Source organism: Paraburkholderia sp. UCT2 (assembly GCF_014397665.1).
In the GTDB taxonomy this organism is placed as follows: Bacteria; Pseudomonadota; Gammaproteobacteria; order Burkholderiales; family Burkholderiaceae; genus Paraburkholderia; species Paraburkholderia tuberum.
Genome location: NZ_VZQO01000032.1, coordinates 36,366 through 63,025, shown reverse-complemented (window position 1 = coordinate 63,025; position 26,660 = coordinate 36,366). Strand labels below are relative to the sequence as shown.

Below are 26,660 nucleotides of genomic sequence, written 5' to 3'. Positions count from 1 at the left end.
CGCGGGCATGGGCCGGCGCATTCGTTACCCGCCACCGCCCAGCAACTGCAACAGCTCCCACAGAAACTTCACGATGATCACGATCAGTTCCCACAGCCGATAGAGCGGCTGCCAGTCCAGCACGCGCAGAAGGGACTCGATCATCGCTATCGTCAGAAGAAGTGAGGGCCGCGATTTCCAGTTCGATCACGCGTCGCGCGCGATGCCCGCGCGTCGCGCAAGCTCAAACCGCCATCACGGCCCGCCTGCGCTCCGCGCGCTGCATGAAGAAGTTCGCCGCGACGACGCCGACCGTGACGACCGCGATGAACAGCGTCGCGAGCGCATTCATCTCCGGGTTCAGACCAAGTCGCACGCGCGAGAACACGACGAGCGGCAAGGTCGTCGAGCCGGGACCCGACAGGAACGCGGACAGCACGAGGTCGTCGATCGACAGCGTGAACGACAGCAGCCAGCCCGCCACCAGCGCCTGTGAGATCAGCGGCAGCGTGACGAAGAAGAACACGCGCAGCGGTGTCGCGCCGAGGTCGAGCGCGGCTTCCTCGAGCGACGGATGCAGTTCGCGCACGCGCGATTGCACGATGATCGCGACGTACGAAATACACAGCATCACGTGACCGATCCAGATCGTGAAGATGCCGCGTTCGGCCGGCCAGCCGATCCAGCGCGCCATTTCGATGAACAGCAGCAACAGCGAGATGCCCTGAATCACTTCGGGGATCACCAGCGGCGCGTTGATCATGCCGGTGTACAGCGTGAAGCCGCGAAAGCGCCCCATACGCGCGAGCACGAAACCGGCCCACGTGCCGATGATCACCGACGCGAACGCCGTGAGCAGGCCGATACGCAGCGACAGCCACGCCGACGTGATCAGCTCGCCGTCCTGCAACAGCGCCGCGTACCAGCGCGTCGAGAAGCGCGTCCACACCGTCACCAGTTGCGATTCGTTGAACGAATACACGACGAGGCTGACGATCGGGATATACAGAAACAGAAAGCCGATGCCCAGAGCGATCAGCTGCAGCATGCGATTCGGCTTCATTGGCGGCCCTCCTCCAATGCCTTCGCCTGGGCATGCTGGAACAGCGCCATCGGCACCAGCAGCAGCAACACCATCGCGCATGTGACGGCGGACGCCATCGGCCAGTCGGCGTTATCGAAGAACTCATTCCACATGACGCGGCCGATCATCAGCGTGTTCGCGCCGCCGAGCAGCTCAGGAATCACGTACTCGCCGACCGCCGGAATGAACACCAGCAGACAGCCGGCGATGATGCCGTTCTTCGACAGCGGCAGCGTGATCTGCCAGAACGCCTTCCACGGCTTCGCGCCGAGGTCGTAGGCGGCTTCCAGCAAGGTCAGGTCCATTTTCACGAGATGCGCGTACAGCGGCATCACGAGAAACGGCAGGTACGAATAGACCATGCCGATATAGACCGCCGTGTTCGTGTGATACAGCTCGATCGGCGAATGGATCAGGCCGACCGACATCAGGAAGTTATTCAGCAGCCCGTTGTTCTTCAGAATGCCGATCCATGCGTACACGCGGATCAGGAACGAGGTCCAGAATGGCAGCATCACGGCCATCATCAGCAGATTGCGGGTGGCCGGATTGGAGCGCGCGATGTAGTACGCCATCGGATAGCCGATCAGCAGACACAGCACGGTCGAAATCGCCGCGACCACGACCGAATTCACATAGGTCGCGAAGTACAGGCTGTCGGTCAACAGAAACGCGTAGTGCGACAGATCCAGCGTGATGTGCAGCGCGCCTTCCGCGAAGGTGACGAGCTGCGTGTACGGCGGAATGCCGAGCTGCGAATCGGCGAAGCTGATCTTCACGACCAGCAGGAACGGCACGAGGAAGAACAGCAGCAGCCAGATGAACGGCCCCGCCACCACCGCGGTGCGTCCCCTGAACTTCAGACGCCGCACGGGCCACGCGAAAAACGACGAAAGCGCCTCTTTCATGACGTCAGCACCACGCCGGCCGATGCGCTCCAGCGCACGTAGACTTCGTCGCCCCAGGATGGCGGATCGATTTCGGTGAGCGCCAGGCTCGTCACGTTCGCGATCACGGTCTTGCCGCCGTCGAGCTTTACGTGATACAGCGAATAGCCGCCCATGTACGCGATATTCGTGACGACGCCCCTGCCCCAGTTGTAGGCGCCCTCCGGCGGCTTACGCGTGAGGGCGATGCGTTCGGGCCGCACCGAGATCGTCACCGGCATGCCGAGCGGACCGGTGATGCCGTGATTGACGTGCAAATGGCACGTCAAATCCGGCGTTTCGATGAACACGTGATCGGGCTCGTCCTCGACCGTGCGGCCTTCGAACAGATTGGTCGAGCCGATGAATTCCGCCGAGAAACGGCTGTTCGGGTACTCGTAGACTTCATGCGGCGTGCCGAGCTGCACGATCTGGCCTTCGCTCATCACGGCGAGGCGGTTGGCCATCGTCATCGCTTCCTCCTGATCGTGCGTGACCATCATGCAGGTGACGCCGACCTGGTCGAGAATGTTGACGAGCTCGATCTGCGTGCGCTGGCGGATCTGCTTGTCGAGCGCCGACATCGGCTCGTCGAGTAGCAGCAGCTTCGGCCGCTTGACGAGCGAGCGCGCGAGCGCAACGCGCTGCTGCTGGCCGCCCGATAGCTGATGCGGCTTGCGCTTCGCGAAGCGGCCCATCTGCACGAGTTCGAGCGCGTTGTGCAGGCGGTCTTTCAGCTCGGCCTTCGGCACGCGTTCCTGCTTGAGGCCGAACGCCACGTTCGCCTCGACAGTCATGTGCGGAAAGAGCGCGTACGACTGGAACATCATGTTGACCGGCCGGCGATACGGCGGCAGTTGCGCGAGATCTTCGCCATCGATCAGGATCTTGCCCGACGTCACGGTTTCGAGCCCGGCCATCATGCGCAGGAGGGTCGACTTGCCGCAGCCCGAGCTGCCGAGCAGCGCGAACAGCTCGCCCTTCTTCACCGTCAGATTGACCCCTTTGACCGCGACGGTCTCGCCGAACTTCTTCACGACATCGACGATCTGGATGAACTGCTCCGCTGCGTCTCCCGTCACGGCGTTCGAGCCCGTCGACGGCACGGCCGTCCCGGCCAGCGCGCCCGGCTGGTCACTACTCATCATAATGCTGCTTCACTCCGGCGTTTGACGAACAAAGCCCCCGGTGAACACCGAGGGCTTCATAGGCTGCTTATCTGTTTGTTGTCGCGCTTAGCGGCCGGACTTGAACTCGGTCCACAGCCGCGTTTGCAGCCGCTGGATTTCCTGCGGCAGCGGTTTCAACAGGAACAGCGTCTTGATGGTTTCCGGCGACGGGTACACGGCCGGATCGTTCGCGACGTCCTTGTCCACGTACTTGCGCGCTTCCATATTGACGCTCGGGTAGTACACGGCGTTGGTGATCGCGGCGTGCACCTGCGGCGTCTCGATGTAGTTGATCCACTCGAGCGCGGCTTCCTTGTGCTTCGCGTCCTTCGGAATCGCCATCACGTCGAACCACACCGGCGCGCCGCCCTTCGGCACGAAGTACTCGATCTTGTACGGCTTCTTCGCCTCGATCGCGCGATGCTTGGCGATCACGACGTCGCCCGACCAGCCGTACGCGAAGCAGATGTCTCCGCCGACGAGGTCGTTGATATAGCCCGACGAGTTGAACTGCGTGATGTACGGGCGGATTTTCTTCAGCATCGCGAGCGCGGCGCGGTAGTCGGCCGGGTTCGTGCTCATCGGGTCCTTGCCCATGTAGTGCAGCGCGGCTGCGAACATCTGGTCCGGCGCGTCGAGCACCGACACGCCGCAGGCCTTGAGCTTCGAGATGTTTTCCGGCTTGAACAGGATGTCCCAGCTATCGAGCGGCGCGTCCTTGCCGAGGATCTGCTGGACCTTCGTCACGTTGTAGCCGAGGCCGGTCGTGCCGTACGCCCAGGGCACCACGTACTTGTTGCCCGGATCGGCGCCGGCGACGAGCGCCATCAGCGACGGGTCGAGGTACTTCAGGTTCGGCAGCTTCGATTTGTCGAGCGGCTCGAAGATGCCCGCGGCGATCTGCTTGCCCGCATAGTTGCTGGTCGGCACAACGATGTCGTAGCCCGAGTGACCGGTGAGCAGCTTCGCCTGCAGCGTGTCGTCGCTGTCGTAGTTGTCGTACTTGACCTGGATGCCGGTCTGTTTGGTGAAGTTCGGTATCGTGTCCTTCGCGATGTAGTCGGACCAGTTATACACGTTGAGCTGCGTATCCTTCGCAGCGGCCGTCAACCACGGCGCCGCGCACAAGATCAGCGCCGCCATATGCCCCACTATCCGCTTGTTCATCCCGTTCTCCGATCCTCTCGTCACTCAAGCCGCGCCGTCGCCCGCACGGTCCCCTGAAAACCCCGAAAACTACCACCAATTATTGCCCGCACAAAAAAAAACCCGGAGCTGTCGCGCAAACGGTACAGGCTCTGGCCGCACCCTTGCAAAATGGGCGCAATTTTAACGGGTTATCGGCCCGTGTCTACCGAAAAATACGCGGTCGTCGGCCGCGCTTTATCCGCGCTGGGCACAGGTTGCGAGGGTTGCATCGCGTCGCTGTTATCTGGTTGTCAGCTCGGCGTTGGCTCGCACCTGGGCGGTGCGCCGCTCTGGCGCGCGCGAGTGCCGGACGGTGCTTGCCGGTGCAGAGCCGCGTCGGCGTCCGGCGCGCCCTTCATGCGCCGCGGCGCCGCCACGACGGCTGAATGCTCCTATCATGATCTTTTGATACGTATTGCGCGACGTCGTCGCGCGACGGCCGGCCAGCCGCTGCGCGCGTGCGATGGGCATGTGACTTGCAACAGGATGCGTTTCCCGGAAGCTCTGGCACGATGAACACCAATCCTTTCGCGATGCGTCCCGACCGGCGCCGGCGCCTGCCGGGCGAGCCGACGCGTCCCGCGCACTGGTTCTCGTTCCTCGGCGCCGGCGCGCTGATCGCGGTCGGCTATATCGATCCCGGCAACTGGGCGACCGCGCTCGGCGCCGGCGCGGGCTACGGCTACCGCCTGCTCGGCATCGTGCTGCTGTCGAGCCTGATGGGGATGCTGATGCAATGGCTGTCATCGCGCCTCGGCGTCGTGACCGGGCGCGACCTCGCGCAATTGTGCCGCGAGCGCAATGGCCGGCGCGCGACGCTGTTCCTGTGGCTGACGAGCGAGGTCGCGATCATCGCCTGCGATGTCGCCGAGGTGGTCGGCAGCGCGGTCGCGCTGCAACTGCTGCTCGGCGTGTCGCTGACGCTCGGCGTGCTGATGTCGGCGGTCTGCACCTTCGCGCTGCTCGCGCTCCAGCAGAAAGGCGGCCGCAGGCTGGAGGCGGTGATCGCCGCGCTGATCGGCTTCGTCGGCCTGTGCTTCGTCGTGCAGCTCGCGCTCGCGCGGCCCGACTGGCACGCGGCGCTCGCCGGCACCGCGCCGAGCCTGGAGCTGATCAGAAGCGCGGGCATGCTGTGGCTCGCGGCCGGCATCGTCGGCGCGACGGTCATGCCGCACAACCTGTATCTGCATTCGGCGCTGGTCAAGCATCACGCGCCCGACAGCAGCGACGCGCAGATCAAGGCCGCGCTGCACGTCGTCAATCTCGATACTTTCGGCTCGCTTGCGTTCGCGTTCGTGATCAACGCGGCGCTGCTGATCGTCGCGGCGGCCGTGTTCTATGCCAGCGGTCATCGCGACGTGACCGATCTGGCCGATGCGCATCGGCTGATCGCGCCGCTCGTCGGCAGCCGCTGGGCCGGCATCCTGTTCGCGACGGCGCTGCTCGCGTGCGGACTCAGCGCGACCGTCACCGGCACGCTGGCCGGTCAGACGGTGATGGAGGGCTTCCTGCGGCTGCGGTTACCGCGCTGGAAACGCGCGCTGCTCACGCGTGCGCTCGCGATCGGGCCGGCCCTGCTCGCGGTGGGCGTGTTCGGCCAGCATGGCTCGAATCAGTTGCTGGTCGCGAGCCAGGTCGTGCTGAGCCTGCAATTGCCGCTCGCGGTCGTGCCGCTGATCCGCTGCGCGTCCGATGCGGCGCTGATGCGCGGCTGGCGCGTGCACGGCGCGCATCGGTTAACATAGCGGGACTTCGCCTCCCCGCCGCAAGGTTTCCGATGACTTCGAATCTCCACGATCTTCCCGACAGCCCGTGCATCGGCGTCTGCTCCACGCTCTTCGACGAGGTCTGTAAAGGCTGCGGCCGCACCGCCACCGAAGTGTCGAACTGGGTGTTTCTGAGCGACGAGGAAAAGCGCGCGATCTGGACCCGGATCGAACGGGAAGGCACGGCGATGCGGTTTCAGAACGACAAGGTGTGAGGGTGTTCGTTGCGCGCATCGCGGGTTGACGCGACCATAAAAAAAGCCCGCTTCGACGAAGCGGGCTTTTTGCTGTGACACGATTCGATCAGCGTGAACCGAAGCGCTTATTGCACGCCCTGACTCGTCAGGAAGTCCTCATAGTTGCCACCGAAGTCGTTCAGCGTGCCGTTGGTCTTCACTTCGATGATCCGGTTCGCGAGGCCGCTCACGAACTCGCGGTCGTGCGACACGAAAATCAGCGTGCCGTCGAACTTGTCGAGCGCGATCTGCAGCGACTCGATCGACTCCATATCCATGTGGTTGGTCGGCTCGTCCATCAGCAGCACGTTGTGGCGGCCCAGCATCAGCTTGCCCCAGATCATGCGGCCCTTCTCGCCGCCGGACAGCACCTTGACCGACTTGCGAATGTCGTCCGCATTGAACAGCAGCCGGCCGAGCGTGCCGCGCACCATCTGCTCGTCGTCGCCTTCCTTGCGGTACTGGTCGATCCAGTCCATCAGCGTGACGTCGTCCGGAAACTCTTCGTACGTGTCTTGCGGCATGTAGCCGACGTTGGCGTTTTCCGCCCACTTCACCGTGCCGTGGTCGAGTTGCAGATTGCCGAGCAACGAGCGCAGCAGCGTGGTCTTGCCCGCGCCGTTCTCGCCGATGATCGCGATGCGTTCGCCCGGCTGCACGCTGATGCTGAAGTTATCGAAGATCGAGCGCTCGTATTTCTTGGAGATGCTGTCGGCGACCACCGCGATGTTGTGCAGCTTCTTCTCGAACTCGAAGCGGATGAACGGGTTCTGCCGCGACGACGGCTTGAATTCCTCGATCTTGATCTTGTCGATCATCTTCAGACGGCTGGTGGCCTGGCGCGCCTTCGACTTGTTCGCCGAGAAGCGGCGCACGAAGTCCTGCAGATCGGCCACGCGCTCCTTCGCCTTCGCGTTGGCGGCCTGCTGACGCTCGCGCGCTTGCGTGCTGGCGAGCATGTAGTCGTCGTAGTTGCCCGGGTAGACCTTCAGCGTGCCATAGTCCATGTCGGCCATGTGGGTGCAGACCTGATTCAGGAAGTGCCGGTCGTGCGAGATGATGATCATCGTCGAGTTGTACTGGTTGAGAACATCTTCCAGCCAACGGATCGAGTTGATGTCGAGGTTGTTGGTCGGCTCATCCAGCAGCAGCACGTCCGGCTTCGAGAACAGCGCCTGCGCGAGCAGCACGCGCAGCTTCCAGCCGGGCGCCACGTTGCTCATCGGGCCGTTGTGGTCTTCGATCGCGATGCCGATGCCGAGCAGCAGCTCGCCCGCGCGCGCTTCGGCCGTGTAGCCGTCGTACTCGGCGAACTTCGCTTCGAGTTCGGCCGCGTGCATGTAGTCGTCGTCGGTCGCGTCGGGGTTCGCGTAGATCGCGTCGCGCTCGGTCATCGCGGCCCACATTTCGGCGTGGCCCATCATCACGACGTCGAGCACGCGCACGTCTTCGTACGCGAACTGGTCCTGGCGCAGCTTGCCCAGACGCACGTTCGGCTCGAGCATCACGTTGCCCGAGCTGGGCTCGAGATCCGAACCGAGAATCTTCATGAAGGTGGATTTACCGCAGCCGTTCGCACCGATCAGGCCATAGCGATTCCCTCCCCCAAATTTGACCGAAATGTTCTCGAAGAGGGGCTTCGGCCCGAATTGCATGGTGATATTGGCAGTAGACAGCACAGCGCGTCCCTTTGAATGTGATATCGGCGAAAAACCTAATATTTTAGCAGGTTTGGAGATTTCAACCGGACAGTTGTTCCGGCGCGGCCCGCGTCACCCGCTCGAGCCGCTGCGCGGCGTCTGCAGAATGTCGATAAAGGCCGAAAAATCCGCGTCGGCGAGCCGCATTGCCGCACCCAGTCGCAGCAATTGCTGGACCGTCGACGCGACCGGCATCGGCGTGCCGGTCTCGTAGGCGCTCCCCCGCCGCGCCGAACACGATCTGCTCGACCGCGCGCGTGCGGTTCCACACATGCACGCTATGACCCGCGCGCGGCAGGTGCCGGATCATCGGCGCGCCCATCAGGCCGGGGCCGCAAAAACCAGTTTCCGCGTTCGAACCTCGTCGGTTATCAGATTGAATGGCTTATGTTGCGTACGGATGATAGCGACCGCGCCAGGCGCTCAAGTCGCGCGATACCGGGCATGCGATGTGCAGTATCGATGGTTCGAGCGGCGACGTCTGGTCCGCCGCGCAGGCGATTGCGCTGGCGAGGACGCATCTGTCCGTCGGACTGCGCGAACCGTTGCCTATACTTTTTTCCATGCACGTTTCCGAGCAGCGTTTTACTGACCAGCGGCGCACACCAAGGAGGAACTCATGTCAGAACACGTTTACAAGAAGATCGAACTGACCGGTTCGTCGAAGAAATCGATCGACGACGCGATCACCACCGCGATTGCCAAAGCGTCGGAAACGCTGCGCAATCTGCACTGGTTCGAGGTCACGGAAACGCGCGGCCAGATCGAGAACGGCAAGGTCGCGTACTGGCAGGTAACGTTGAAGGTCGGCCTGCGCATCGAGGACTGAGCGGCGACCGCACGACACGCTTGCCCGTTGCCACGCGCAAGCCGCAAACAGAAAAGCTGCGTCCAGGCGGGGCTGGACGCAGCTTTTTTTCAACAACGGACCGCCCGATTTACTTCGGCAGCGACCCGTCGACACCCTCCACGTACCAGTTCAGGCGCTGCAGTTCCGGATCGGTCAGCGTCTTGCCTTCAGGCACCTTCACCGTGCCCGACTGATCCTTGATCGGGCCCGTGAACACGTCGCGCTTGCCGCTCGCGAGTTCGTCGCGCTTCGCGGCAACCTGCTTCTGCCCATCGGCCGGAATCGCCGACGTGTTCAGGTCCTCGAGGTTGACAGCCTTCTGCGGAATGCCCCACCACACCGGATCGTTCTTCCACTTGCCGTCGAGCACCTGCTGGATCACCGCGCTGTAGTACACGCCCCAGTGCGCGACGACCGAGCCGAGATGCGCATCAGGACCGAACTTCTTCATGTCCGAATCCCAGCCGAACGCGTGCACGTGCTTCTCCGACGCGGTCGCGAGCGTCGCGCTCGAATCGGTGTTCTGCAGCAGCACGTCGGCGCCCTGGCCGATCAGCGTTTCGGCGGCCTGCTTTTCCTTGCCCGGATCGAACCAGCTGTTGATCCAGATCACCTTCGTATGCACCTTCGGATTCACCGAGCGCGCGCCGAGCGTGAACGCGTTGATGTTGCGCACCACTTCCGGAATCGGCACCGACGCGACGAAGCCGAGCGTGTTGCTCTTCGTCACGTAGCCCGCGGCGACGCCGGCCAGGTACGCGCCCTGGTACATGCGCACGTCGTAGGTGCCGAAGTTCGGCGCCTTCTTGTAGCCGGTCGCGTGCAGGAAGATGGTGTCCGGGAAGTCCTTGGCGACCTTGAGCTGGAAGTCCTGGAAGCCGAAGCTCGTGCCGAAGATGATCTTGTTGCCCTTGTTCGCGAGATCGCGGAACACGCGCTCGGAGTCGGCCGATTCGGGCACGTTCTCGACGCGCGTGATCTTGATCCTGTTGCCGAACTTCGCTTCGGCTTCCCGCGAGCCCTGATCGTGCGCGAAGGTCCAGCCGGCATCGCCCGGATTGCCGAGATAGACGAACGCGACGCCCGGCACGTCGGCGGCCTGCGCGGTTTGCGCGAGCGGCGCCGCAAGTGCCAGCGACGCCGCACCCCAAGCGAAAGCGGTCAGCAGATTTCTTCTCTTCATGTTTTTTCCCCTGTCGTAATGAGCGAATAGTTTGAGCGGATCGACAAAGAACCTGTGTCGCCGTCAGCCCGCCGAGAAAAACGGCTTGCCAAGCGACGCGGGTGCATTCAGGCGAATCGTGTTCGGATTGCGCGAGATCAGCGCGAGCACGACGATCGTCGCAACGTACGGCAGCATCGCGAGGAACTGCGTCGGCACCGGCACACCGATCGCCTGCGCGTAGAACTGCAGCCCCGTCACCGCGCCGAACAGCAGCGAGCCGATCAGCAGTCGCCCAGGGCGCCACGTCGCGAACACCACGAGCGCGAGCGCGATCCAGCCGCGGCCCGAGGTCAGGTTCTCCTGCCACAGGTGCAGATTGACGATCGAATAGTAGCCGCCCGCGAGCCCCGCCATGCCGCCGCCGAACGCGACCGCCCCATAGCGCACGCCGACCACCGGAAAGCCGACCGAATGCGCGACCTGCGGCGATTCGCCGACCGAGCGCAGCACCAGTCCCGCACGTGTGCGATAGAGGAACCAGCCGATCGCGGCGAACATCAGGAACGCGAGGTAATCGAGCGGCGTGAGGGTAAACAGCGCGGGGCCGAGCACCGGGATGCTCGACAAGCCGGGGATCGTCCACGTATCGATCGTCGCGCGCACCGCCGCCGACGTGTACGGCTTGCCGACGTACGCGGACAGCCCGATGCCGAAGATCGTCAGCGACAGGCCGGTCGCGACCTGGTTGGCGAGCATCGTCAGCGTGAGGAACGCGAACAGCAGCGACATCGCGAGACCGGCGCCGATCGCGGCGAGCACGCCGAGCCACGGGCTGCCGGTGATCGACGTGACCGCGTAGCCGCTGACGGCGCCCATCAGCATCATCCCTTCCACGCCAAGGTTGAGTACGCCCGATTTTTCGGCGACGAGTTCGCCGGCGCCCGCGAACATCAATGGGATCGACGCGGTGATCGCGCTCGACGTGAGCGCGCTGGCTTGCTGGATATCCATATCGAGTCTGAAAGCGGATTAGCGAGCTGATTGGCAAACTTAACGAGCCACTGCTGCGGCCGAGCGGCGCCGCACGCGGTAGTTCACGAACAGGTCGGCGCCGAGCAGGCAGAACAGCAGCAGCCCCTGGAACACGCCCGAGAGCGCCTGCGGCAATTGCATCGAGGTCTGCACCGCTTCGCCGCCGAGATACAGCAACGCCATCAGCAGACTGGCGAGCACGATGCCGAGCGGATGCAGCCTGCCGACGAACACGACGATGATCGCGGTGAAGCCGTAGCCCGGCGACCACGTCGCCTGCAACTGGCCGATCGGACCGGCAATTTCGCCCATACCGGCGAGGCCCGCGAGGCCGCCGCTAATCAGCAGCGACGTCCAGATCGTCTTCTTGTCGGAGAAACCGGCGTAACGCGCGGCGAGCGGCGCAAGTCCGCCGACGTTCATCCGGTAGCCCGCGAAGCTCTTGCGCATGAACAGCCAGACGAGCGGAATCGCGATCAGCGTGAGGAACACGGACGCGTTCAGGCGCGTGCCACGCAGAAATTTCCAGTGCCAGTCGCCATACAGCGTCGGAAACAGCGCGTCGCCGCTGAACATCTCCGACAGCGGGAAGTTCATGCCCTGCGGATCGCGCCACGGGCCGCTCACGAGATAGATCAGCAGTTGCGTCGCGACGTACGTGAGCATCAGGCTCACGAGAATCTCGTTGGTATTGAAGCGGCTCTTCAGAAACGCGGGAATCGCGGCCCACGCCATGCCGCCGAGGATGCCGGCCGCCATCATGGTCGGCAGGATCCACCAGCCGCTCGCCTGATCGAAATAGATCGCGACGCCGCTCGCCGCGATGCCGCCGAGCAGCATCTGCCCTTCGGCGCCGATGTTCCACACGTTCGCGCGATAGCCGATCGCGAGACCGAGGCCGATCAGGCACAGCGGCGACGCCTTCAGCAGCAGCTCCGACCAGCCGTTGATGCTCGACAGCGGCTCGATGAAAAACCCGTGCATCGCCTGCAACGGGTCGCGGCCGACGAGGCCGAAGATCAGGAAGCCGATCGCGAGCGTCAGCAACGCGGCGATCAGCGGCACGGCGAGCTGCATCGTGCGCGACGGCAACGTGCGGGCTTCGAGTCGATAGGGAAGCATCATGGGTAGCGTGTATTTGTTCGGGTTCTGTTCTTCAGGGTCCGCATTCGCGTGCGTGGTTAGCGTGTTGGCGTGGCCGGCGGGCAACGCCTCGCCTCATGCATGCGCCGGCTGATCCGCCGCGGGCGCCGCGCCCTCGCGGTCGCCGAACAGCCCCGCCATCCAGCGGCCGATTTCCTCGGCGTTGGTCGCACCGGTCGCGCGCACCGGCGAAAGCCGCCCGCCCGCGAGCACCGCGATGCGATCGCAGATATCGAACAGCTCTTCCAGTTCCTCCGAGATCACCAGAATCGCAACGCCGCGCGCCGACAGATCGAGCAGTTGCTGACGGATGAACCCCGACGCGCCGACATCGACGCCCCACGTCGGCTGCGCGACCACGAGCACCTTCGGCGCCTGCAAAATTTCGCGGCCCATGATGTATTTCTGCAGATTGCCGCCCGACAGACTTTGCGCGAGCGCGTCGGGGCCGCCGCATCGCACGTCGAACGCGTCGATGCAGCGCTTCGCGAATGCGCGCATCACACCCGTTTTGATCCAGCCCGAGTTGACCATGCTCTGCCGATGCGCGGTGAGCAGCGCGTTGTCGGCGAGGCTCATCGCCGGCACCGCGCCGCGGCCGAGCCGCTCTTCGGGCACGAAGCCGAAGCCGAGCGCGCGCCGCCCGCCCGCGCCGAAGCGCGCGGCCGGTTTGCCGCAGATCGTGATCGCGTCGGCCGGCAGGCTGCGTTTTTCAGCGCGCTTCTCTCCGGACAACGCCGCGAGCAGTTCCGCCTGCCCGTTGCCCGACACACCGGCAATGCCGAAGATCTCGCCCGCATGCACGCTGAACGACACGTCGCGCAACGAGGTGCCGAACGGATCGTCGCTCGCGACCGACAACTGCCTAACGTCGAGCAGCACCGCGCCCGGCTTGTGCTCGCGCCGCGTGTAGTCCGGCAGCGAGTGGCCGACCATCAACTGCGCGAGCGATGCATGCGTCTCGTTCTTCGGCGTCACATGGCCGGTCACGCGACCGCCGCGCATCACCGTCGCGGTGTCGCACAACTCCTGGATTTCGTCGAGCTTGTGGCTGATGTAGAGGATGCTGCAGCCCTCGGCCGCGAGCCGGCGCAGCGTCGTGAAGAGCTTGCGGACCGCCTGCGGCGTCAGCACCGAGGTCGGTTCGTCCATGATCAACAGACGCGGATTCTGCAGCAGGCAGCGCACGATTTCGACACGCTGCCGCTCGCCGACGGTGAGGCTGTGGACATGCCGCTGCGGATCGATGTCGAGCCCGTAGTCGGCCGACACCTCGCGAATGCGTTTGGCCAACGTCTTCAGATCGAACGGTTCGTCGAGCGCGAGCGCGATGTTTTCGCCGACCGTCAGCGTCTCGAACAGCGAGAAGTGCTGGAACACCATGCCGACGCCGAGCTTGCGGGCGGCCGCCGGACTCGCGATGTCGACCGTCTCGCCTTCCCAACGGATCTCGCCGGCGTCGGGTCGCACGGCGCCGTAGATGATCTTCATCAGCGTGCTCTTGCCCGCGCCGTTCTCGCCGAGCACCGCGTGGATTTCGCCGGGCGCGACGACGAGCGTGACGTCGTCGTTGGCGCGCACGGCCGGGTACTGCTTCGTGATGCCCGTCAGCGCGAGCCGAGGCACCGCCTGGCCGGTGAGTTGCGCGCCGTCGCTAAGTGGAGTGTCGCTCATGAGATTCCGTAGTGCGTTCGTGACGCTGCTTGCCGCCTGCTTGCCGCCGGATTGCCGCCGGATTGCGGACTATCGGTCCGCCCCGCCGGCGGGCGATCCGTCACCACAACCGGATGACAATACCTAATTCGCCCCACTCAGTCGAGTTGACAAAATTCCCGCAAACCCCCGCCGCTACAAGCTCTGCGGGTATGTCGCCCTTGACGCCGTTTTTCGTCCATATTAAAACGCATATACCCCCACGTTCGTTCGATCAGCCTGCACATATATTCGGAGAATCCATGAGCCAGCAACGCGAGGCGATCGACACGTACCTGCTGCGCGTGTTGCACACGCTACTGATGGAGCGCAGCGTCACCCGCGCCGCCGTCAAACTGAACCAGTCCCAACCCGCCATCAGCGCGGCGCTGCGCCGTCTGCGCGACATCACCGGCGACCCGCTGCTGGTGCGCGGCAAGTCCGGCATGGTGCCGACCGAGTACGGTCTGCGCCTGCTCGAACCGGTGCAGAACGCGCTGCGCGAAATCGAGCGCATCAAGTTCCAGCAGCACAACTTCGATCCGGCCACGTCGATCCGCTGCTACCGGATCGGCTGTCCCGACTACCTGAACGTGCTGTTCGTGCCGACGGTCGTAGAACGTTTCCGCAAGGCCGCACCGAACGCGACGCTCGAATTCCATTCGCTCGGCCCCGCGTTCGACTACGAACTCGCGCTCGAGGACGGCAAGCTCGACATCGTGGTCGGCAACTGGCCGGAGCCGCCCGAGCAGTTGCATCTGTCGAACCTGTTCGTCGATCAGATCGTGTGCCTGATGAGCAACACGCATCCGTTCGCCAAACGCGGCGGCCTCACGCTCGACCAGTACCTGAACGCGCCACATCTCGCGCCGACGCCGTATTCGGTCGGCCAGCGCGGCGCGATCGACGTGCATCTCGCGCGCGAGCGGCTCAAGCGCCATGTGGTCGTCACGTTGCCCTACTTCAATCTCGCGCCGTACGTGCTGATCAAATCCGATCTGATCTTCACGACGACGCGCCTCTTTGCCGACTACTACGCGAAGTTCCTGCCGCTGACCGTGGTGGCCGCGCCACTCGACTTTCCGCCGATGCAGTACTACCAGCTGTGGCACGAGCGCGTGCATTACTCCGACGAAGTGCGCTGGCTGCGCGGCGTGGTTGGCGAGGCGACCCGGACGTTGATCGACAAGCCCTGACGCCGCATGCGGCGCCGATCGCCCTGGCGCCGCCGCTCACGGATCAGCGACTCGCGGCTTGCGCGCGGCGCGGCGCGAGTGCCGCCCGTTCCGCTCGAGCTCAAGCGGCCGCCTCGTAAAGCTGCCGCGCGAGCGCGTTATGCCGCTCGATCACCGGCCCGAGTTCGAGCGTCGCCAACTGCCCATTGTTCACCACCACCTTGCCGTCGATCACGCTATGGCTGACCTGCGACGGCGCGCAGAATACCAGAGCCGCCACCGGATCGTGCAGCGCGCCGGCAAAATGCGGCTCACGCAGATCGAACGCGACGAAATCCGCGGCCATGCCGGGCGCGAGCGCGCCGATGTCGTCGCGATTGAGCACGCGCGCACCACCCAGGGTCGCGATTTCGAGCGCCTCGCGCGCGGTCATCGCATCGGGCCCAAAACCGACGCGCTGCAGCAACAGCGCCTGGCGCACTTCGGCGACCATCTGCGCACCGTCGTTCGACGCCGAGCCGTCGACGCCGAGCCCGACCGGCACGCCCGCGAGCCGCATGCGCTTGACCGGCGCGATGCCCGACGCGAGCCGCATGTTCGAGCACGGACAGTGCGCGACGCCGGTGCCGGTGCGCGCGAACAGCGCGATGCCCGCGTCGTCGAGTTGCACGCAGTGCGCATGCCATACGTCATGGCCGACCCAGCCGAGATCGTGCGCATACTCGGCCGGCGTCATGCCGAACTTCTCGCGGCTGTACTCGACGTCGTTGAGGTTCTCCGCCAGATGCGTATGCAGCGACACGCCGTACTGGCGCGCGAGCGCCGCCGATTCGCGCATCAGGTCGCGGCTCACCGAAAACGGCGAGCACGGCGCCACGACGACGCGCAGCATGGAGTAGCGCCCATCGTCGTGATACGTCTCGATCAGACGCTGCGTGTCCTTCATGATGTCCGCTTCGCGCTCGACCACCGAATCGGGCGGCAGGCCGCCGTCCTTGCGTCCCACGCTCATGCTGCCGCGCGCCGCATGAAAGCGCATGCCGATTCGGCGCGCGGCCGCGATGCTGTCGTCGAGACGGCTGCCGTTCGGATAGATATACAAATGGTCGCTCGACGTCGTGCAGCCCGACAGCAGCAACTCGGCCATCGCGGTCAGCGTCGATACTTCGATCATGTCAGGCGTGAGGTTCGCCCACACCTTGTACAGGTTCGTGAGCCAGCCGAACAGCTCGGCGTTCTGCGCGGCGGGAATCGCGCGCGTGAGGCTCTGGTACATGTGGTGATGCGTGTTGACGAGGCCCGGAATCACGAGATGGCCGTGCAGGTCGAGTACCTGGTCGGCCGTTTGCGGCAGTTGCGCGGTCGGTCCGACCGCGACGATCCGGTTGTCCTCGATATACAGCCCGGCGTCGCGCAGTTCGCGCCGCTCGTCATCCATCGTGACCAGCACGTCCGCGTGCTTCACGAGCATCGTTTTACCGGGTTGTTTCAGTGCTTCATTCATCGTCATTCGTCTGTCCGCCTGATTGCCTGCATGCAAAGCCGTTCGAACACGATTGGCCCAGTTACCCAGCGTGAGTCGCCGTCTTCGGGGTTGTCCGTGCCAAAGGCCTGCCTTTGCACGGGTGTGTCGCGCCGCACAGCGCTTACCTTCGGTAGCCAAAATCCCGCTGACAACCCGCGCGGTTGCGATACCCAACTTCACACCGCCAATATAGTGGTGCATTTTTGGCGCCGGTACGATCGGCCGATGAGCCGGCGCGGCTTTCGTCTGGCTGTCCATCATGCGCGAACTATTATCTTTCCTATCGCTCGCGCTCGGGACAGAGCATCCTTTCTACAATGGCTGCCACGGCGCTCGCTTCGATTCGCCGACGGGTATGTAGCCACTGACGTGGAGCCTCGATCCGCCGCAAACGTAATGGATCGGGCCGCCGCCGACACCTCGCATTCACACAAGGACAATTGCGAATGGGCAAGCTCACTACCCACGTGCTCGACACCGCGAACGGCCGTCCCGGCGCAGGCATCAAGGTCGAACTGTTCGCGCTCGCGGGCGACTCGCGCCGCGCGCTCAAAACCACTGTCACCAATCACGACGGCCGCTGCGACGAGCCGCTGCTCGAAGGCGACGCGCTCGTCGCGGGCGAGTACGAACTCGTGTTCGGCGCGGGCGACTACTTCGCGTCGCTCGGCACGAAGGTGCCGGAACCACGCTTCGTCGATCGCGTCGTGCTGCGCTTCGGCGTCGCCGATGCCGACGCGCACTATCACGTGCCGCTGCTGGTATCGCCGTTTTCGTACAGCACGTATCGGGGCAGCTAGCCCTGCTGGATGCGAGCCGCGTCCGAACCGGCACGAACAGACCCGGACAGGCACAACGCCCCGCGATACCCATAACAACCCGCGCTGCGTCTTCTATCCGCAGTCGGCGCGATGACCGACGACGTCGAACGTCATCGCGCACGCAACGAATCAGAAGTGGAGGAGTTTCATGGAAGGCTTTATCACCGACTGGTTGAACCTCGCGATTCGCTGGTTCCACGTCATCGCCGCCATTGCATGGATCGGCGAATCGTTTTATTTCGTCGCGCTCGACAACAGCCTGAAGCCGCCGACCGATCCGAACCAGCGCCGTCGCGGCGTGTTCGGCGAGCTGTGGCACGTGCACGGCGGCGGCTTCTACAACATGCAGAAGTACACGGTCGCGCCGCCCGAAATGCCCGAAGACCTGCACTGGTCGAAATGGCCGTCGTACACGACGTGGCTGTCGGGCTTCGGTCTCTTTACCGTGCTGTATCTGTTCTCGCCGAGCACCTACCTGATCGACAGGAACGTGCTCGACATGGGGCCGGTGGTCGCCGTCGCCTCGGCGATCGGCTTCCTCGCGGCCGGCTGGATCGTCTACGACTCGCTGTGCCGCATTCTCGGCACACGCGACAAACTTCTCGGCATCTGCGTCGGCGTTTATGTGCTGATCGCGGCGTATCTCGCCTGCCATATCTTCGCGGGCCGCGCAGCGTATCTGATCATGGGCGCGATGCTCGCGACGATCATGTCGGCCAACGTGTTCTTCGTGATCATTCCGGGCCAGCGCAAGATGGTCGACGCGATGCTGAAGGGCGACACGCCGAACCCGATCTACGGTAAGCGCGGCAAGCAGCGCTCGGTGCACAACACGTATTTCACGCTGCCGGTCGTGTTCGCGATGCTGTCGAACCACTACGCGATGACCTACACGCATCCGTACAACTGGGCGGTGCTCGTCGTCATCATGCTGGCCGGCGCGCTGATCCGTCAGTTCTTCGTGATGCGCCATCGCGGCCAGGTGTTGTGGTATCTACCGATCGTCGGCGTCGCGCTGATGTGCACGGCACTCGTGTGGACCATGCCGCGTCCGGTGGTGCCGCAGGCGCAGGCCGCCAACGCGCCGACGCTGAAGGTCGCCGACATCGCGCCGGTGCTGCAGCAGCGCTGCGTGGCCTGCCACTCCGCGCATCCGACGATGATGGGCAGCGCGCCCGCCGGCGTGCTGATGGATACGCCCGACGAAATTTCGCAAAACGCGCAGCGCATTTACCAGCAGGCGGTCACGTTGAAGGCGATGCCGCTCGGCAACGTCACGCATATGACCGACGACGAGCGGATGAAGATCGCCGCGTGGTTCGAAGGCGGCGCGGCGAAGTAAGGACGTCTGTCCGGATCACGGAGCCGGTGCCGAGGCAGAGGCTGGAGTGCGAAGCGGGCTTGTCGCGAGAGCGGCAAGCCCGTTGTTGTTTGGGAAGGTGACGTGCGCGGTCAGCGAGATCGATAATCGGTAATTTGTCGCCCTTGGGCTACAAAAATCGCCAAAGATGCATAAAATGTAGCCCTAGAGACACAAATGCGAATAACCTTGTTGTGTCTATTGGGCTACAATAAATGTCAAATACGTTGAATTTGACGCCCTGAGGCTACAAATGACCAACCTCGCCGATGTCTCGGACATGCTGAAAGCCGTGCGACGGGACAGCAAACTATCGCAGGAAGAACTTGGGCGCCGCGCGGGCGTGGCCCGCACGACCGTCGCGCGGATGGAAACGCTCGCCAGGAACGATATGAGCGTGTCCGTGCTCGTGCGCCTGCTCGAGGCTGCCGGTTACGACCTCAAGTTCGTCGCGCATGGACATGGCCGCACGCTGGAAGACATCCTCGCTGAACAGCGCAGCCCGGACGCGCAGCCATGAAGCTCGACGTTCAGGTGCTAGGCAAGAACGTTGCCACGCTGTTTCGCGAGCGCGACGACTATGTCCTCAAATATCACGGTGATGCGAGCGCGGCCGACTTCGTCAGCCTGACGATGCCCGTGCGCGAAGAGCCTTGGCGCTGGCCACGCGACCTGCATCCGTTTTTCCGGCAGAACCTGCCCGAAGGCTATCTGCTGAATCTGATCCGCGAGCAATTCGGGCCCTTGCTCGACGGAACCGACCTGTCACTGCTCGCCGTCGTGGGCTCGATGGGGATCGGCCGGGTCACCGTGACGCCCGAAGGCGTGGCGCCGGGCACCGAACTCCAGGCGCTCGACGTCCAACACATCCTGCATGGCGACAACACCGCCGACCATTTCGCGCAACTCGTACGTGAATACGCGCGAGCGGCCATTTCGGGCGTCGTGCCGAAGTTCATCGCACCGGAGGCGCAGTCTGCCGCATCGACACCGGTGCAGCTCGGTAAGCCGACGATTCGAACGAGCCGTCACATCGTCAAAGGTTCGGACGACAACACGCCCTTTCTCGGTTTCAACGAGTTCCATTCGATGCGGGTGCTGGAGCGGCTGGGGGTGGCGCACGTCGCGCGCACGCGGATGTCGGACGATGGCAGGGCGCTCGTCGTCGAGCGCTTCGATGTCGACGCGCAGGGACTGCCGGCGTATGGCGTCGAAGACTTGTGCGGTCTGCTCGGCTTGCCGCCGCACGAAAAATACAATTCGACGAGCGAGAAAATGCTCAACGCGGCAAGAGCGTATCTGCTCGATCGCGACACCATGCGGATGCAACTCCAGCAGCTCGGCTGGCATTTGCTGACGAACTACATCGTGCGCAATGCGGACTGCCACACCAAGAACGTCGCACTGTTCTATACCTCGGTCGACGATGTCGCGTTCACGCCCGTCTACGATGTCGTGACGACCCAGGCTTATCCGCGCTTCGCAGCCAATCCGCCCGGGCTGCCTGTTGACGGCCGCAAAACCTGGGCAGCGGGTAAAACGCTGGAACGATTTTTCAACACGCGCATGGGCATTGCCCCGCGGCAATATGCGCAGATGGTTGAAGCGCTGTGCGACTCCGCTGTCGAGGTCGGCCACGAGTTGATCGAAGCAGCGCGCAACGAACCGCAGTGGCGTGCGGTCGCCAAGCAGATGCTGCATGCATGGGACGACGGCATGACATCGCTGCGCTCGCCGAAGAAAAGCCTGCAATTCAGGGGGCTCAAGCCGGCCATCGAAGCAGCGGGATTTTCGGCGCCGGAGCCGCCCGAACGGTCAAGGGAAGTCATCGGGCATTCGCCGCTGCTTGGCAAGCGCAAGTGATCGCCATCCATGCAAAAAAGCCCACGACGTAACGCACGTCGCGGGCCTGTTCTTCGAACCACAACGCTGCCGGCGACCCGGCAGCCGCATCGCCATCAAACCGCCACCGCGCTCAGCGCATCTTCCGTGAGCCACAGCGACTCCGCCAGATCCTGCTCGTTCAGATTGAGCCCCTCGCCGCCACGATCGACGACGATAAAGTCGCTCGTCTCGCCCAATGCGATCAGCGGATGGTGCCACACGCCTTTCGCGTAGTTGACGCCCTGCCAGCCAGTGGTGACGAACGCGCGGATCTTCTTCGTGTCGAGTTCGCCCGCGGGCGCGACGACGACCAGATACGGCTTGTCGTTGAGCGGCACGAACGCCTGGCTGCCGAGCGGATGACGCTCGAGCATCTTCACTTCGAACGGCAGCGTGCGCGGCTGGCCACGAAACAGATTGACGAGCGTGCGGCCGTGCTCGTCGGTCACGTCGACCTTCGCGAGGTCGTGATAGCGGATCGTCGTGCCGAGGTTGATCGGAATCTGCTTCGCGCCTTCGAGTTCGATCACGTCGCCGAATGCGGCGAACGCCGCTTTCGTCAGCGGTTCGATGGCGAGCGTTTTCATTCGAGCGTACCCCACAGACGCAGACGCGACACGCCGCCGTCCGGATAGATGTTGAAGCGCACATGCGTAACGGGACCGAGCGCCGCGATCTCGCTCTCGAAGAAATGCTGCTTGTCCATCTGCAGTTTCTGTTCGCCGAGCAGCACCGGCCAGAACATCGCCTGCGTGACGAGCGAGCTGTCGGTCCCGCCCTTCACGTACGCGGCCTGGATCGAGCAGCGATCGGGATAATTGCCCTTGAAGTGCGCGGTGTCGACTTCGATCTTGCGGATCACGCCCGGCTGCGCGAGCGCGATGATCGCCCAGTCGTTGCCCGGCTCGCGACGACGACGCGTTTCCCAGCCGTCGCCCATATTCACGCCGCGACCCGGCATCAGCAGCGTCGAGGCCGCGCCGAAGTGCTGGTTGTTCGCGCCGACCAGATACGCGCCGTTTTCCATCGCCGCGAGATCGAACTGCTCGGTGCGGTTCGCGCCGGCCCAGTCGACCTGCGGCTGACCGTAAACACGCAGACGCGCGATGCCGCCGTCCGGATAGATGTTCACGCGCAGATGCGTGTACGCGCTCGCGTCGCCGACTTCGAGGTAGTGGTGGCTATTGCCCTGCAACGTGGTCGACGGCACGATCTCGGTCCATTGCGTCGCCGGATTCGGCTCGCCATCCGCAACGCGCGCCGCTTCCACCGACGCCGCCGGCGGGAAGTTGCCGGTGAAGTGGCTCGTGTCGAGGTCGAGTCCCTTGATCACGCCGGGCCGCGCGAGCTTGACGATGCACCAGTCGTAGCCGGTCGTGCGCTTGCGGCGCGTTTCCCAGCCGTCCATCCACTTGCCGTTGTCGTCGTACTTGCCCGGAATGAAGACGGCCGGTTCCGGATTCAGCATGCGGTCCTTCGGCGCGAAGAATTCGTCGCTGGCCTCGAGCGCCTGCGCGCCCAGACGCGGGTCCGCCAGGTTCACGTAACGGCGCGTGAATTCCGGTGCGTTGGGGTCGAGAATCGGAAGTGCCATCTTTGTCGTCCTTGAGATCGATTGGTGCGGGAAAAACGTTACGGCTCGCTGCGTGACGCAGTGCGCGTCACGCGCCGATCAGGTCGTCGAGCCGCAAACGTGCAATGCGATAGATCTGATCGAGGCTCGCGCGCAGTTCGTCGGCGCGGCTGTTGTTCACGCGCGATTCGAAGTTCGCGATGATGCCGTGGCGGTCGTAGCCGCGTACCGCGAGAACGAACGGAAAACCGAATTTCTCGCGATACGCTTGATTGAGCGCATGCAGCTTGTCGAACTCTTCCTGCGTGCATTGCGCGAGACCCGCGCCGCTTTGCTCGCGCGTCGACTCGGCGGTCAGCTCGCCGCGCACCGCGGCCTTGCCGGCCAGTTCCGGGTGCGCGTTGATCAGCGCGAGCTGCTTGTCCTCGCCAGACGTTTCGACGATCTGCGACATCCTGCGATGCAGCTCGTCGATGCTCGCGAACGGCCGCTCCCGCGCCGCAATCTCCGCGACCCACGGCGAGTGCTCGAAGATGCCCGACAGCGCCGCGACGAACGCGTCGGTCGAGATCCTGTTGAGTTGGTCCAGGGTGTATTGCATCGCCTTCATGCCGCGGCCTCGCGGCTGTCTTGCTGGTAAGGATGAGTTTCGTGCCAGTGTCGCGCGATATCGACGCGCCGCGACACCCACACGCGATCGTGCTGTTCGATGTGATCGAGAAAGCGCTGCAGCGCCCGAAAACGCCCCGGCCGCCCGAGCAGCCGGCAGTGCATGCCGATCGACAGCATCTTCGGCACTTCGTCGCCCTCTTCGTACAGCACGTCGAATGCGTCGCGCAGGTAGGTGAAGAAGTGGTCCGCGGTGTTGAAGCCTTGCGGGGTGGCGAAGCGCATGTCGTTGGTGTCGAGCGTGTACGGCACGATCAGTTGCGGCACGGTCTTGCCGCCCGCCACCTCGACGTCCATCCAGAACGGCAGGTCGTCGCCGTAGTAATCGGAGTCGTACAGGAAGCCGCCATATTCGGCGACCAGCCGATGGGTATTCGGACTGTCGCGGCCGGTGTACCAGCCGAGCGGCCGCACGCCGGTCACGCGCTCGATCGCCTCCATGCCGAGGCGCATGTGCTGCGCTTCCTGCTCCGGCGACATGTCCTGATAGTGAATCCAGCGATAGCCGTGGCACGCGATCTCATGTCCCAGTTCGACGAACGCCCGCGCAACTTCTGGATGCCGTTCGATCGCCATGCCGACGCCGAACACCGTCAGCGGCAGGTCGCGCCTTTCGAATTCGCGCAAGATGCGCCACACGCCCGCGCGCGAGCCGTATTCGTAGATCGACTCCATGCTCATGTGCCGCGCCGGATACGCCGCCGCGCCCACGATCTCCGACAGGAACTGCTCGGAACCGGGATCGCCGTGCAGCACGCAGTTTTCGCCGCCCTCTTCGTAATTGAGGACGAATTGCACCGCAACGCGCGCTCGCCCCGGCCAGTTCGGATGCACCGGGTGGCGGCCGTAGCCGATCAGATCGCGTGGGTAGTTCGGGTCGAGTGGCATGGTTTGACGGATGCGTAGTGACGGGACCAGGAATGCGCGTGAACGCGGTTCGAAACCCCTCGGCAACGATGCGGGGTTCACACGTGTAGCCACGCAACAGGCGGCTTCAGCGGCTGCGGAAACCGCAGCGCCGAGTTGACCCAGTGTAGCGAAAACACCCCGGTGCGCCCATACAGCCGGGCAGATAGTGCGTGTTACAGCGAGTGTATGTGCGAGTCCGCCGACTCGGCGTTTACCCGCAGCGGACCGGGGCTGAACGACGCGAGCGCGCCGTCGTAGCGCTTCGCGAGCGGCCGCGCGTAGTCGCCGCGCTTGGCCGTCGCGAGACGCAGCGTCACCAGCGCCTCGGTCCATTTGACGGCCGCCGTCACGCCTTCGATCACCGGCGCGCCGAGCGCATCCTCGATCTCCGCGCACAGTTCGGCCATCCCCGCGCAGCCGAGCACGATCGCGTCCGAGCCGTCCTCGGCGAGCGCGCGCCGGCACTCGTCGAGGATGATGCGGCGCGCCGCCGAGCCCGGCTTGTCGAGATCGAGCACGGCGACGTCGGTCGCACGCACGTTGCGGCAGAAGCGCTTCATGCCGTAGCGCTCGGCCAGATGCCAGGCCATGCCGCAGGTGCGCGCGAGCGTCGTCACGACCGAAAAGCCCGGCGCGAGCACGCTCGCCGCGTGCATCGCCGCCTCGGCGATGCCGATCACCGGGCCGCGCGCCAACTCGCGGGCCGCATAGAGACCGGGGTCGCCGAAGCACGCGATCACGTAGCCGTCGCAGCCGTCCAGTTCGCCGGCCGCGACTTCGGCGAGCAGACCGGGCGTGGCGAGCGCTTCGTCGTAATAGCCCTCGATCGACGGCGGCCCCATCGTCGGATTGACGGCGATCACTTCGGTGCCGGGCGCGGCGACGTCGCGCGCGCAGCGCCCCATCGCCTCGGTCATGCGGCGCGTCGTGTTCGGATTGATCAGTTTGATACGCATGGCGACTCCTGTTCGACTCGTTATTGCAGCGGCGAAAGCCCGTGAAACTCAGCGTGCGAGCATCCGGTAAAACAGCGCGCCGAGTCCCGCGCCGATGAACCACGAGAAATTCGCGCAGCCGTCCAGCCCCGGCACCATCACGCAGATCACCGCGATCAGCGCGGCCGGCAGCAACGCGGCCACCGCGCGATAGTTGACGCCGTTGCGATACCAGTACGAGCCGCTCGGCGCGACCGTGTACAGATCGTCGAGCACGATCTTCTGACGCTTGACGAGGTAGAAGTCGACGATCAGGACGCCGTACAAAGGCCCGATGAAGCTGCCGAGCACGTCGAGCGTGTAGTGGATCACGGCCGGATTGTTGAACAGGTTCCACGGCGTGATGAACACCGACGCGACCGCCGCGAGCATGCCGCCCGCGCGCCAGCTGATCAGACGCGGTGCAACGTTCGAGAAGTCGAAGGCCGGCGACACGAAGTTCGCGACGATGTTGATGCCGATCGTCGCGATCGTGAAGGTCAGCGCGCCGAGAATCACGGCCATCGGATAGTCGATGCGGCCCACCGTCTCGACCGGGTCCGTGATCAGTTCGCCGAACACCGGCAGCGTGGCCGCGGTCGTGATCACCGTGACGAGCGAGAACGCGAGGAAGTTGACCGGCAGGCCCCAGAAGTTGCCGCGCTTGACGCTGCGAAAGCTCCTGCCGTAGCGCGAGAAGTCACCGAAATTCAGCATCGGTCCGGAGAAGTACGACACCACCAGCGAGATCGCCGTGATCATCACCGGTACCACTTCCATGCCGTGATATTTGACGCCGCCGAGGTTGATGCCGATGTTGCGCCAACCCGCGCGATACACCATGTAGCCGGCGAGAATGAACATCACGACGTAGACGGCTGGCCCGGCGAAGTCGATGAACTTCTTGATGGTCTCCATGCCGTGCCAGAACACCAGCGCCTGCAGTACCCACAGCAGCATGAAGCCCGCCCAGCCGAGCGTCGACAGACCGAGCAGGCCATGCCGATGCACGTCCGCGTACGGCAGCAGTTGCGGCATGAACTTCAGCACGACGATCACGAGCGCGCTCGACGCGAGATAGGTCTGGATGCCGTACCACGCGACCGCGATCAGGCCGCGGATCACTGCGGGGACATTCGCGCCGAGCACGCCGAAGGTCGCGCGGCACGCGACCGGATACGGCACGCCGTTCAGCTGGCTCGGCTTTGCGATCAGGTTGCACAGCACGTTCACGAGCGTGATGCCGATCAGCAGCGACACCAGCACCTGCCAGCTCGTCAGGCCGAGCGCGAACAGACTCCCCGCGAATACATAGCCACCCACGCTATGCACGTCCGACATCCAGAACGCGAAGATGTTGTACGCGCTCCAGTTCTGCGCGCGCAGCGGCGCGAGGTCCTCGTTGTAGAGCCGCTCGCTGTAGCCGGCCGGCATCGACGGATCGGTTTGAGCCGTGCCGTCCGGATAGTTGGAGATGGGGTGACTGCCTGGCGCTGCACTGAACTGAGCCATGATTCCTCCTTTGGATAGGGACCGTCGAAAGAGCATCGACGGACATTGCATCGGCCATGCCAGTTGCTCGCTTCTCGTCCCGCGTGGGCCGAAGAAGTCGGCGTCGTGGTCCCGGACCGTGCCGCGCGTGTCTCCGTACTGACGTACTTGTGGTTGTCGCATCGCCAGCCGCCGCGGCTTTCCGGCGATGCGTCGCTACCCGAGCTCCGTCGTCTCGCGACGGACGTGCGTGTTCAGGCCGGCGGCGCTCACGCGAGGCCGCCTGGCCGTGCATCTATCGGTTCAGTTCAATTCAGTGCGGCGCGCACCACGAACGGGCGCTCGCCTG

24 protein-coding genes and 2 pseudogenes are annotated in these 26,660 nt (G+C 64.3%); 8 read left to right on the top strand and 18 right to left on the bottom strand.

All coding sequences use genetic code 11. The annotated features are described in order from the left end of the window. Positions 1–223: 223 nt before the first annotated feature. The 4 genes from F6X39_RS24255 to F6X39_RS24240 form a co-directional block, all read right to left on the bottom strand. Positions 224–1,042: an ABC transporter permease subunit gene (locus F6X39_RS24255; RefSeq protein ID WP_184022682.1), complete on the bottom strand. Its 819-nt coding sequence runs from the start codon at positions 1,040–1,042 to the stop codon at positions 224–226. After that, positions 1,039–1,971: an ABC transporter permease subunit gene (locus F6X39_RS24250; protein ID WP_184056787.1), complete on the bottom strand. Its 933-nt coding sequence runs from the start codon at positions 1,969–1,971 to the stop codon at positions 1,039–1,041. Before F6X39_RS24250 ends, F6X39_RS24255 begins: the two co-directional genes overlap by 4 nt. Next, complete coding sequence (locus F6X39_RS24245; protein ID WP_187618427.1) at positions 1,968–3,134, bottom strand: ABC transporter ATP-binding protein; 1,167 nt, start codon at positions 3,132–3,134, stop codon at positions 1,968–1,970. The genes F6X39_RS24250 and F6X39_RS24245 overlap by 4 nt, the downstream gene beginning before the upstream one ends. 90 nt (positions 3,135–3,224) lie before the next feature. After that, complete coding sequence (locus F6X39_RS24240; RefSeq protein WP_187618426.1) at positions 3,225–4,325, bottom strand: polyamine ABC transporter substrate-binding protein; 1,101 nt, start codon at positions 4,323–4,325, stop codon at positions 3,225–3,227. Positions 4,326–4,858: 533 nt separating this feature from the next. Between F6X39_RS24240 and F6X39_RS24235 the strand changes: the two genes are divergently transcribed. Both F6X39_RS24235 and F6X39_RS24230 read left to right on the top strand, forming a co-directional pair. Then, entirely contained in the window at positions 4,859–6,091 is a 1,233-nt protein-coding gene (locus tag F6X39_RS24235; protein WP_262414796.1) for an Nramp family divalent metal transporter, read from the top strand. 32 nt (positions 6,092–6,123) lie between these two features. After that, the gene (locus F6X39_RS24230; protein WP_090800501.1) at positions 6,124–6,327 is read left to right on the top strand and encodes a DUF1289 domain-containing protein; all 204 of its coding nucleotides are present in this window, start codon (positions 6,124–6,126) and stop codon (positions 6,325–6,327) included. 107 nt (positions 6,328–6,434) lie between these two features. Here F6X39_RS24230 and F6X39_RS24225 read toward each other — a convergent pair whose 3' ends face one another. The 3 genes and pseudogenes from F6X39_RS24225 to F6X39_RS37650 form a co-directional block, all read right to left on the bottom strand. Further along, entirely contained in the window at positions 6,435–8,027 is a 1,593-nt protein-coding gene (locus F6X39_RS24225; protein ID WP_187618425.1) for an ABC-F family ATPase, read from the bottom strand. 93 nt (positions 8,028–8,120) lie between these two features. Beyond that, positions 8,121–8,267: pseudogene (locus F6X39_RS37655) on the bottom strand (NAD(P)-dependent oxidoreductase); the annotation flags it as partial. Positions 8,268–8,294: 27 nt separating this feature from the next. Continuing rightward, a pseudogene (locus F6X39_RS37650) lies at positions 8,295–8,370 on the bottom strand (NAD(P)-binding domain-containing protein); the annotation flags it as partial. 297 nt (positions 8,371–8,667) lie between these two features. Between F6X39_RS37650 and F6X39_RS24210 the strand changes: the two are divergent. After that, on the top strand, positions 8,668–8,877 hold the full coding sequence (locus tag F6X39_RS24210) for a dodecin (protein ID WP_018435559.1): 210 nt from the start codon (positions 8,668–8,670) through the stop codon (positions 8,875–8,877). A 109-nt stretch (positions 8,878–8,986) separates the two neighbouring features. Here the strand turns inward: F6X39_RS24210 and F6X39_RS24205 are convergent, their stop codons facing one another. From F6X39_RS24205 to F6X39_RS24190, 4 genes are all read right to left on the bottom strand, one after another. Continuing rightward, a complete protein-coding gene (locus tag F6X39_RS24205; protein ID WP_184022676.1) occupies positions 8,987–10,081 on the bottom strand; it encodes a BMP family ABC transporter substrate-binding protein in 1,095 nt (364 codons plus the stop codon). Positions 10,082–10,144: 63 nt separating this feature from the next. After that, positions 10,145–11,074, bottom strand: coding sequence for an ABC transporter permease (locus F6X39_RS24200; RefSeq protein ID WP_187618424.1), 930 nt, complete (start codon positions 11,072–11,074; stop codon positions 10,145–10,147). A gap of 39 nt (positions 11,075–11,113) precedes the next feature. Beyond that, positions 11,114–12,220 (bottom strand): ABC transporter permease, encoded by a 1,107-nt coding sequence (locus F6X39_RS24195; protein ID WP_187618446.1) that lies wholly within the window; start codon positions 12,218–12,220, stop codon positions 11,114–11,116. Between the two features lie 93 nt (positions 12,221–12,313). Next, on the bottom strand, positions 12,314–13,912 hold the full coding sequence (locus F6X39_RS24190) for an ABC transporter ATP-binding protein (RefSeq protein ID WP_187618423.1): 1,599 nt from the start codon (positions 13,910–13,912) through the stop codon (positions 12,314–12,316). A gap of 281 nt (positions 13,913–14,193) precedes the next feature. Here F6X39_RS24190 and F6X39_RS24185 point away from each other — a divergent pair, with 281 nt between their 5' ends. Next, the gene (locus F6X39_RS24185; RefSeq protein ID WP_187618422.1) at positions 14,194–15,126 is read left to right on the top strand and encodes a LysR substrate-binding domain-containing protein; all 933 of its coding nucleotides are present in this window, start codon (positions 14,194–14,196) and stop codon (positions 15,124–15,126) included. Positions 15,127–15,226: 100 nt separating this feature from the next. Here F6X39_RS24185 and F6X39_RS24180 read toward each other — a convergent pair whose 3' ends face one another. Continuing rightward, positions 15,227–16,615 (bottom strand): 8-oxoguanine deaminase, encoded by a 1,389-nt coding sequence (locus tag F6X39_RS24180; protein WP_262414794.1) that lies wholly within the window; start codon positions 16,613–16,615, stop codon positions 15,227–15,229. 461 nt (positions 16,616–17,076) lie between these two features. Between F6X39_RS24180 and uraH the strand changes: the two genes are divergently transcribed. The 4 genes from uraH (at position 17,077) to F6X39_RS24160 (ending at position 20,674) form a co-directional block, all read left to right on the top strand. Then, positions 17,077–17,430 (top strand): hydroxyisourate hydrolase, encoded by a 354-nt coding sequence (uraH, locus tag F6X39_RS24175; protein WP_187618421.1) that lies wholly within the window; start codon positions 17,077–17,079, stop codon positions 17,428–17,430. Between the two features lie 169 nt (positions 17,431–17,599). Then, positions 17,600–18,793, top strand: coding sequence for a urate hydroxylase PuuD (locus F6X39_RS24170; RefSeq protein WP_184022672.1), 1,194 nt, complete (start codon positions 17,600–17,602; stop codon positions 18,791–18,793). Positions 18,794–19,064: 271 nt separating this feature from the next. After that, entirely contained in the window at positions 19,065–19,331 is a 267-nt protein-coding gene (locus tag F6X39_RS24165; protein ID WP_187618420.1) for a helix-turn-helix domain-containing protein, read from the top strand. Further along, positions 19,328–20,674, top strand: coding sequence for a type II toxin-antitoxin system HipA family toxin (locus tag F6X39_RS24160; protein ID WP_187618419.1), 1,347 nt, complete (start codon positions 19,328–19,330; stop codon positions 20,672–20,674). The genes F6X39_RS24165 and F6X39_RS24160 overlap by 4 nt, the downstream gene beginning before the upstream one ends. 95 nt (positions 20,675–20,769) lie before the next feature. Here the strand turns inward: F6X39_RS24160 and F6X39_RS24155 are convergent, their stop codons facing one another. The 6 genes from F6X39_RS24155 to F6X39_RS24130 all read right to left on the bottom strand — a co-directional run bounded on the left by F6X39_RS24155 (position 20,770) and on the right by F6X39_RS24130 (position 26,332). After that, positions 20,770–21,282, bottom strand: a complete 513-nt coding sequence (locus F6X39_RS24155) for an ureidoglycolate lyase (protein ID WP_184066077.1) — start codon at positions 21,280–21,282, stop codon at positions 20,770–20,772. Further along, positions 21,279–22,289: an allantoicase gene (alc, locus tag F6X39_RS24150; RefSeq protein WP_187618418.1), complete on the bottom strand. Its 1,011-nt coding sequence runs from the start codon at positions 22,287–22,289 to the stop codon at positions 21,279–21,281. Before alc ends, F6X39_RS24155 begins: the two co-directional genes overlap by 4 nt. Positions 22,290–22,356: 67 nt before the next feature. Then, entirely contained in the window at positions 22,357–22,878 is a 522-nt protein-coding gene (gene uraD, locus F6X39_RS24145) for a 2-oxo-4-hydroxy-4-carboxy-5-ureidoimidazoline decarboxylase (RefSeq protein ID WP_187618417.1), read from the bottom strand. After that, positions 22,875–23,825 carry an allantoinase PuuE gene (puuE, locus tag F6X39_RS24140; protein ID WP_187618416.1) on the bottom strand — a complete coding sequence of 317 codons (951 nt, stop codon included), beginning with the start codon at positions 23,823–23,825 and terminating at the stop codon, positions 22,875–22,877. The genes uraD and puuE overlap by 4 nt, the downstream gene beginning before the upstream one ends. 194 nt (positions 23,826–24,019) lie before the next feature. Next, the gene (locus F6X39_RS24135) at positions 24,020–24,802 is read right to left on the bottom strand and encodes an aspartate/glutamate racemase family protein (protein ID WP_187618415.1); all 783 of its coding nucleotides are present in this window, start codon (positions 24,800–24,802) and stop codon (positions 24,020–24,022) included. Positions 24,803–24,850: 48 nt separating this feature from the next. Continuing rightward, entirely contained in the window at positions 24,851–26,332 is a 1,482-nt protein-coding gene (locus tag F6X39_RS24130) for an NCS1 family nucleobase:cation symporter-1 (RefSeq protein ID WP_187618414.1), read from the bottom strand. Positions 26,333–26,660: the final 328 nt, after the last annotated feature.

Coding starts and splice junctions, on each gene's coding strand:
- F6X39_RS24255 (WP_184022682.1), bottom strand. CDS start 1,042: ATGAAGCCGAATCGCATGCTGCAGCTGATCGCTCTGGGCATCGGCTTT.
- F6X39_RS24250 (WP_184056787.1), bottom strand. CDS start 1,971: ATGAAAGAGGCGCTTTCGTCGTTTTTCGCGTGGCCCGTGCGGCGTCTG.
- F6X39_RS24245 (WP_187618427.1), bottom strand. CDS start 3,134: ATGAGTAGTGACCAGCCGGGCGCGCTGGCCGGGACGGCCGTGCCGTCG.
- F6X39_RS24240 (WP_187618426.1), bottom strand. CDS start 4,325: ATGAACAAGCGGATAGTGGGGCATATGGCGGCGCTGATCTTGTGCGCG.
- F6X39_RS24235 (WP_262414796.1), top strand. CDS start 4,859: ATGAACACCAATCCTTTCGCGATGCGTCCCGACCGGCGCCGGCGCCTG.
- F6X39_RS24230 (WP_090800501.1), top strand. CDS start 6,124: ATGACTTCGAATCTCCACGATCTTCCCGACAGCCCGTGCATCGGCGTC.
- F6X39_RS24210 (WP_018435559.1), top strand. CDS start 8,668: ATGTCAGAACACGTTTACAAGAAGATCGAACTGACCGGTTCGTCGAAG.
- F6X39_RS24205 (WP_184022676.1), bottom strand. CDS start 10,081: ATGAAGAGAAGAAATCTGCTGACCGCTTTCGCTTGGGGTGCGGCGTCG.
- F6X39_RS24200 (WP_187618424.1), bottom strand. CDS start 11,074: ATGGATATCCAGCAAGCCAGCGCGCTCACGTCGAGCGCGATCACCGCG.
- F6X39_RS24195 (WP_187618446.1), bottom strand. CDS start 12,220: ATGATGCTTCCCTATCGACTCGAAGCCCGCACGTTGCCGTCGCGCACG.
- F6X39_RS24190 (WP_187618423.1), bottom strand. CDS start 13,912: ATGAGCGACACTCCACTTAGCGACGGCGCGCAACTCACCGGCCAGGCG.
- F6X39_RS24185 (WP_187618422.1), top strand. CDS start 14,194: ATGAGCCAGCAACGCGAGGCGATCGACACGTACCTGCTGCGCGTGTTG.
- F6X39_RS24180 (WP_262414794.1), bottom strand. CDS start 16,615: ATGACGATGAATGAAGCACTGAAACAACCCGGTAAAACGATGCTCGTG.
- uraH (WP_187618421.1), top strand. CDS start 17,077: ATGGGCAAGCTCACTACCCACGTGCTCGACACCGCGAACGGCCGTCCC.
- F6X39_RS24170 (WP_184022672.1), top strand. CDS start 17,600: ATGGAAGGCTTTATCACCGACTGGTTGAACCTCGCGATTCGCTGGTTC.
- F6X39_RS24165 (WP_187618420.1), top strand. CDS start 19,065: ATGACCAACCTCGCCGATGTCTCGGACATGCTGAAAGCCGTGCGACGG.
- F6X39_RS24160 (WP_187618419.1), top strand. CDS start 19,328: ATGAAGCTCGACGTTCAGGTGCTAGGCAAGAACGTTGCCACGCTGTTT.
- F6X39_RS24155 (WP_184066077.1), bottom strand. CDS start 21,282: ATGAAAACGCTCGCCATCGAACCGCTGACGAAAGCGGCGTTCGCCGCA.
- alc (WP_187618418.1), bottom strand. CDS start 22,289: ATGGCACTTCCGATTCTCGACCCCAACGCACCGGAATTCACGCGCCGT.
- uraD (WP_187618417.1), bottom strand. CDS start 22,878: ATGAAGGCGATGCAATACACCCTGGACCAACTCAACAGGATCTCGACC.
- puuE (WP_187618416.1), bottom strand. CDS start 23,825: ATGCCACTCGACCCGAACTACCCACGCGATCTGATCGGCTACGGCCGC.
- F6X39_RS24135 (WP_187618415.1), bottom strand. CDS start 24,802: ATGCGTATCAAACTGATCAATCCGAACACGACGCGCCGCATGACCGAG.
- F6X39_RS24130 (WP_187618414.1), bottom strand. CDS start 26,332: ATGGCTCAGTTCAGTGCAGCGCCAGGCAGTCACCCCATCTCCAACTAT.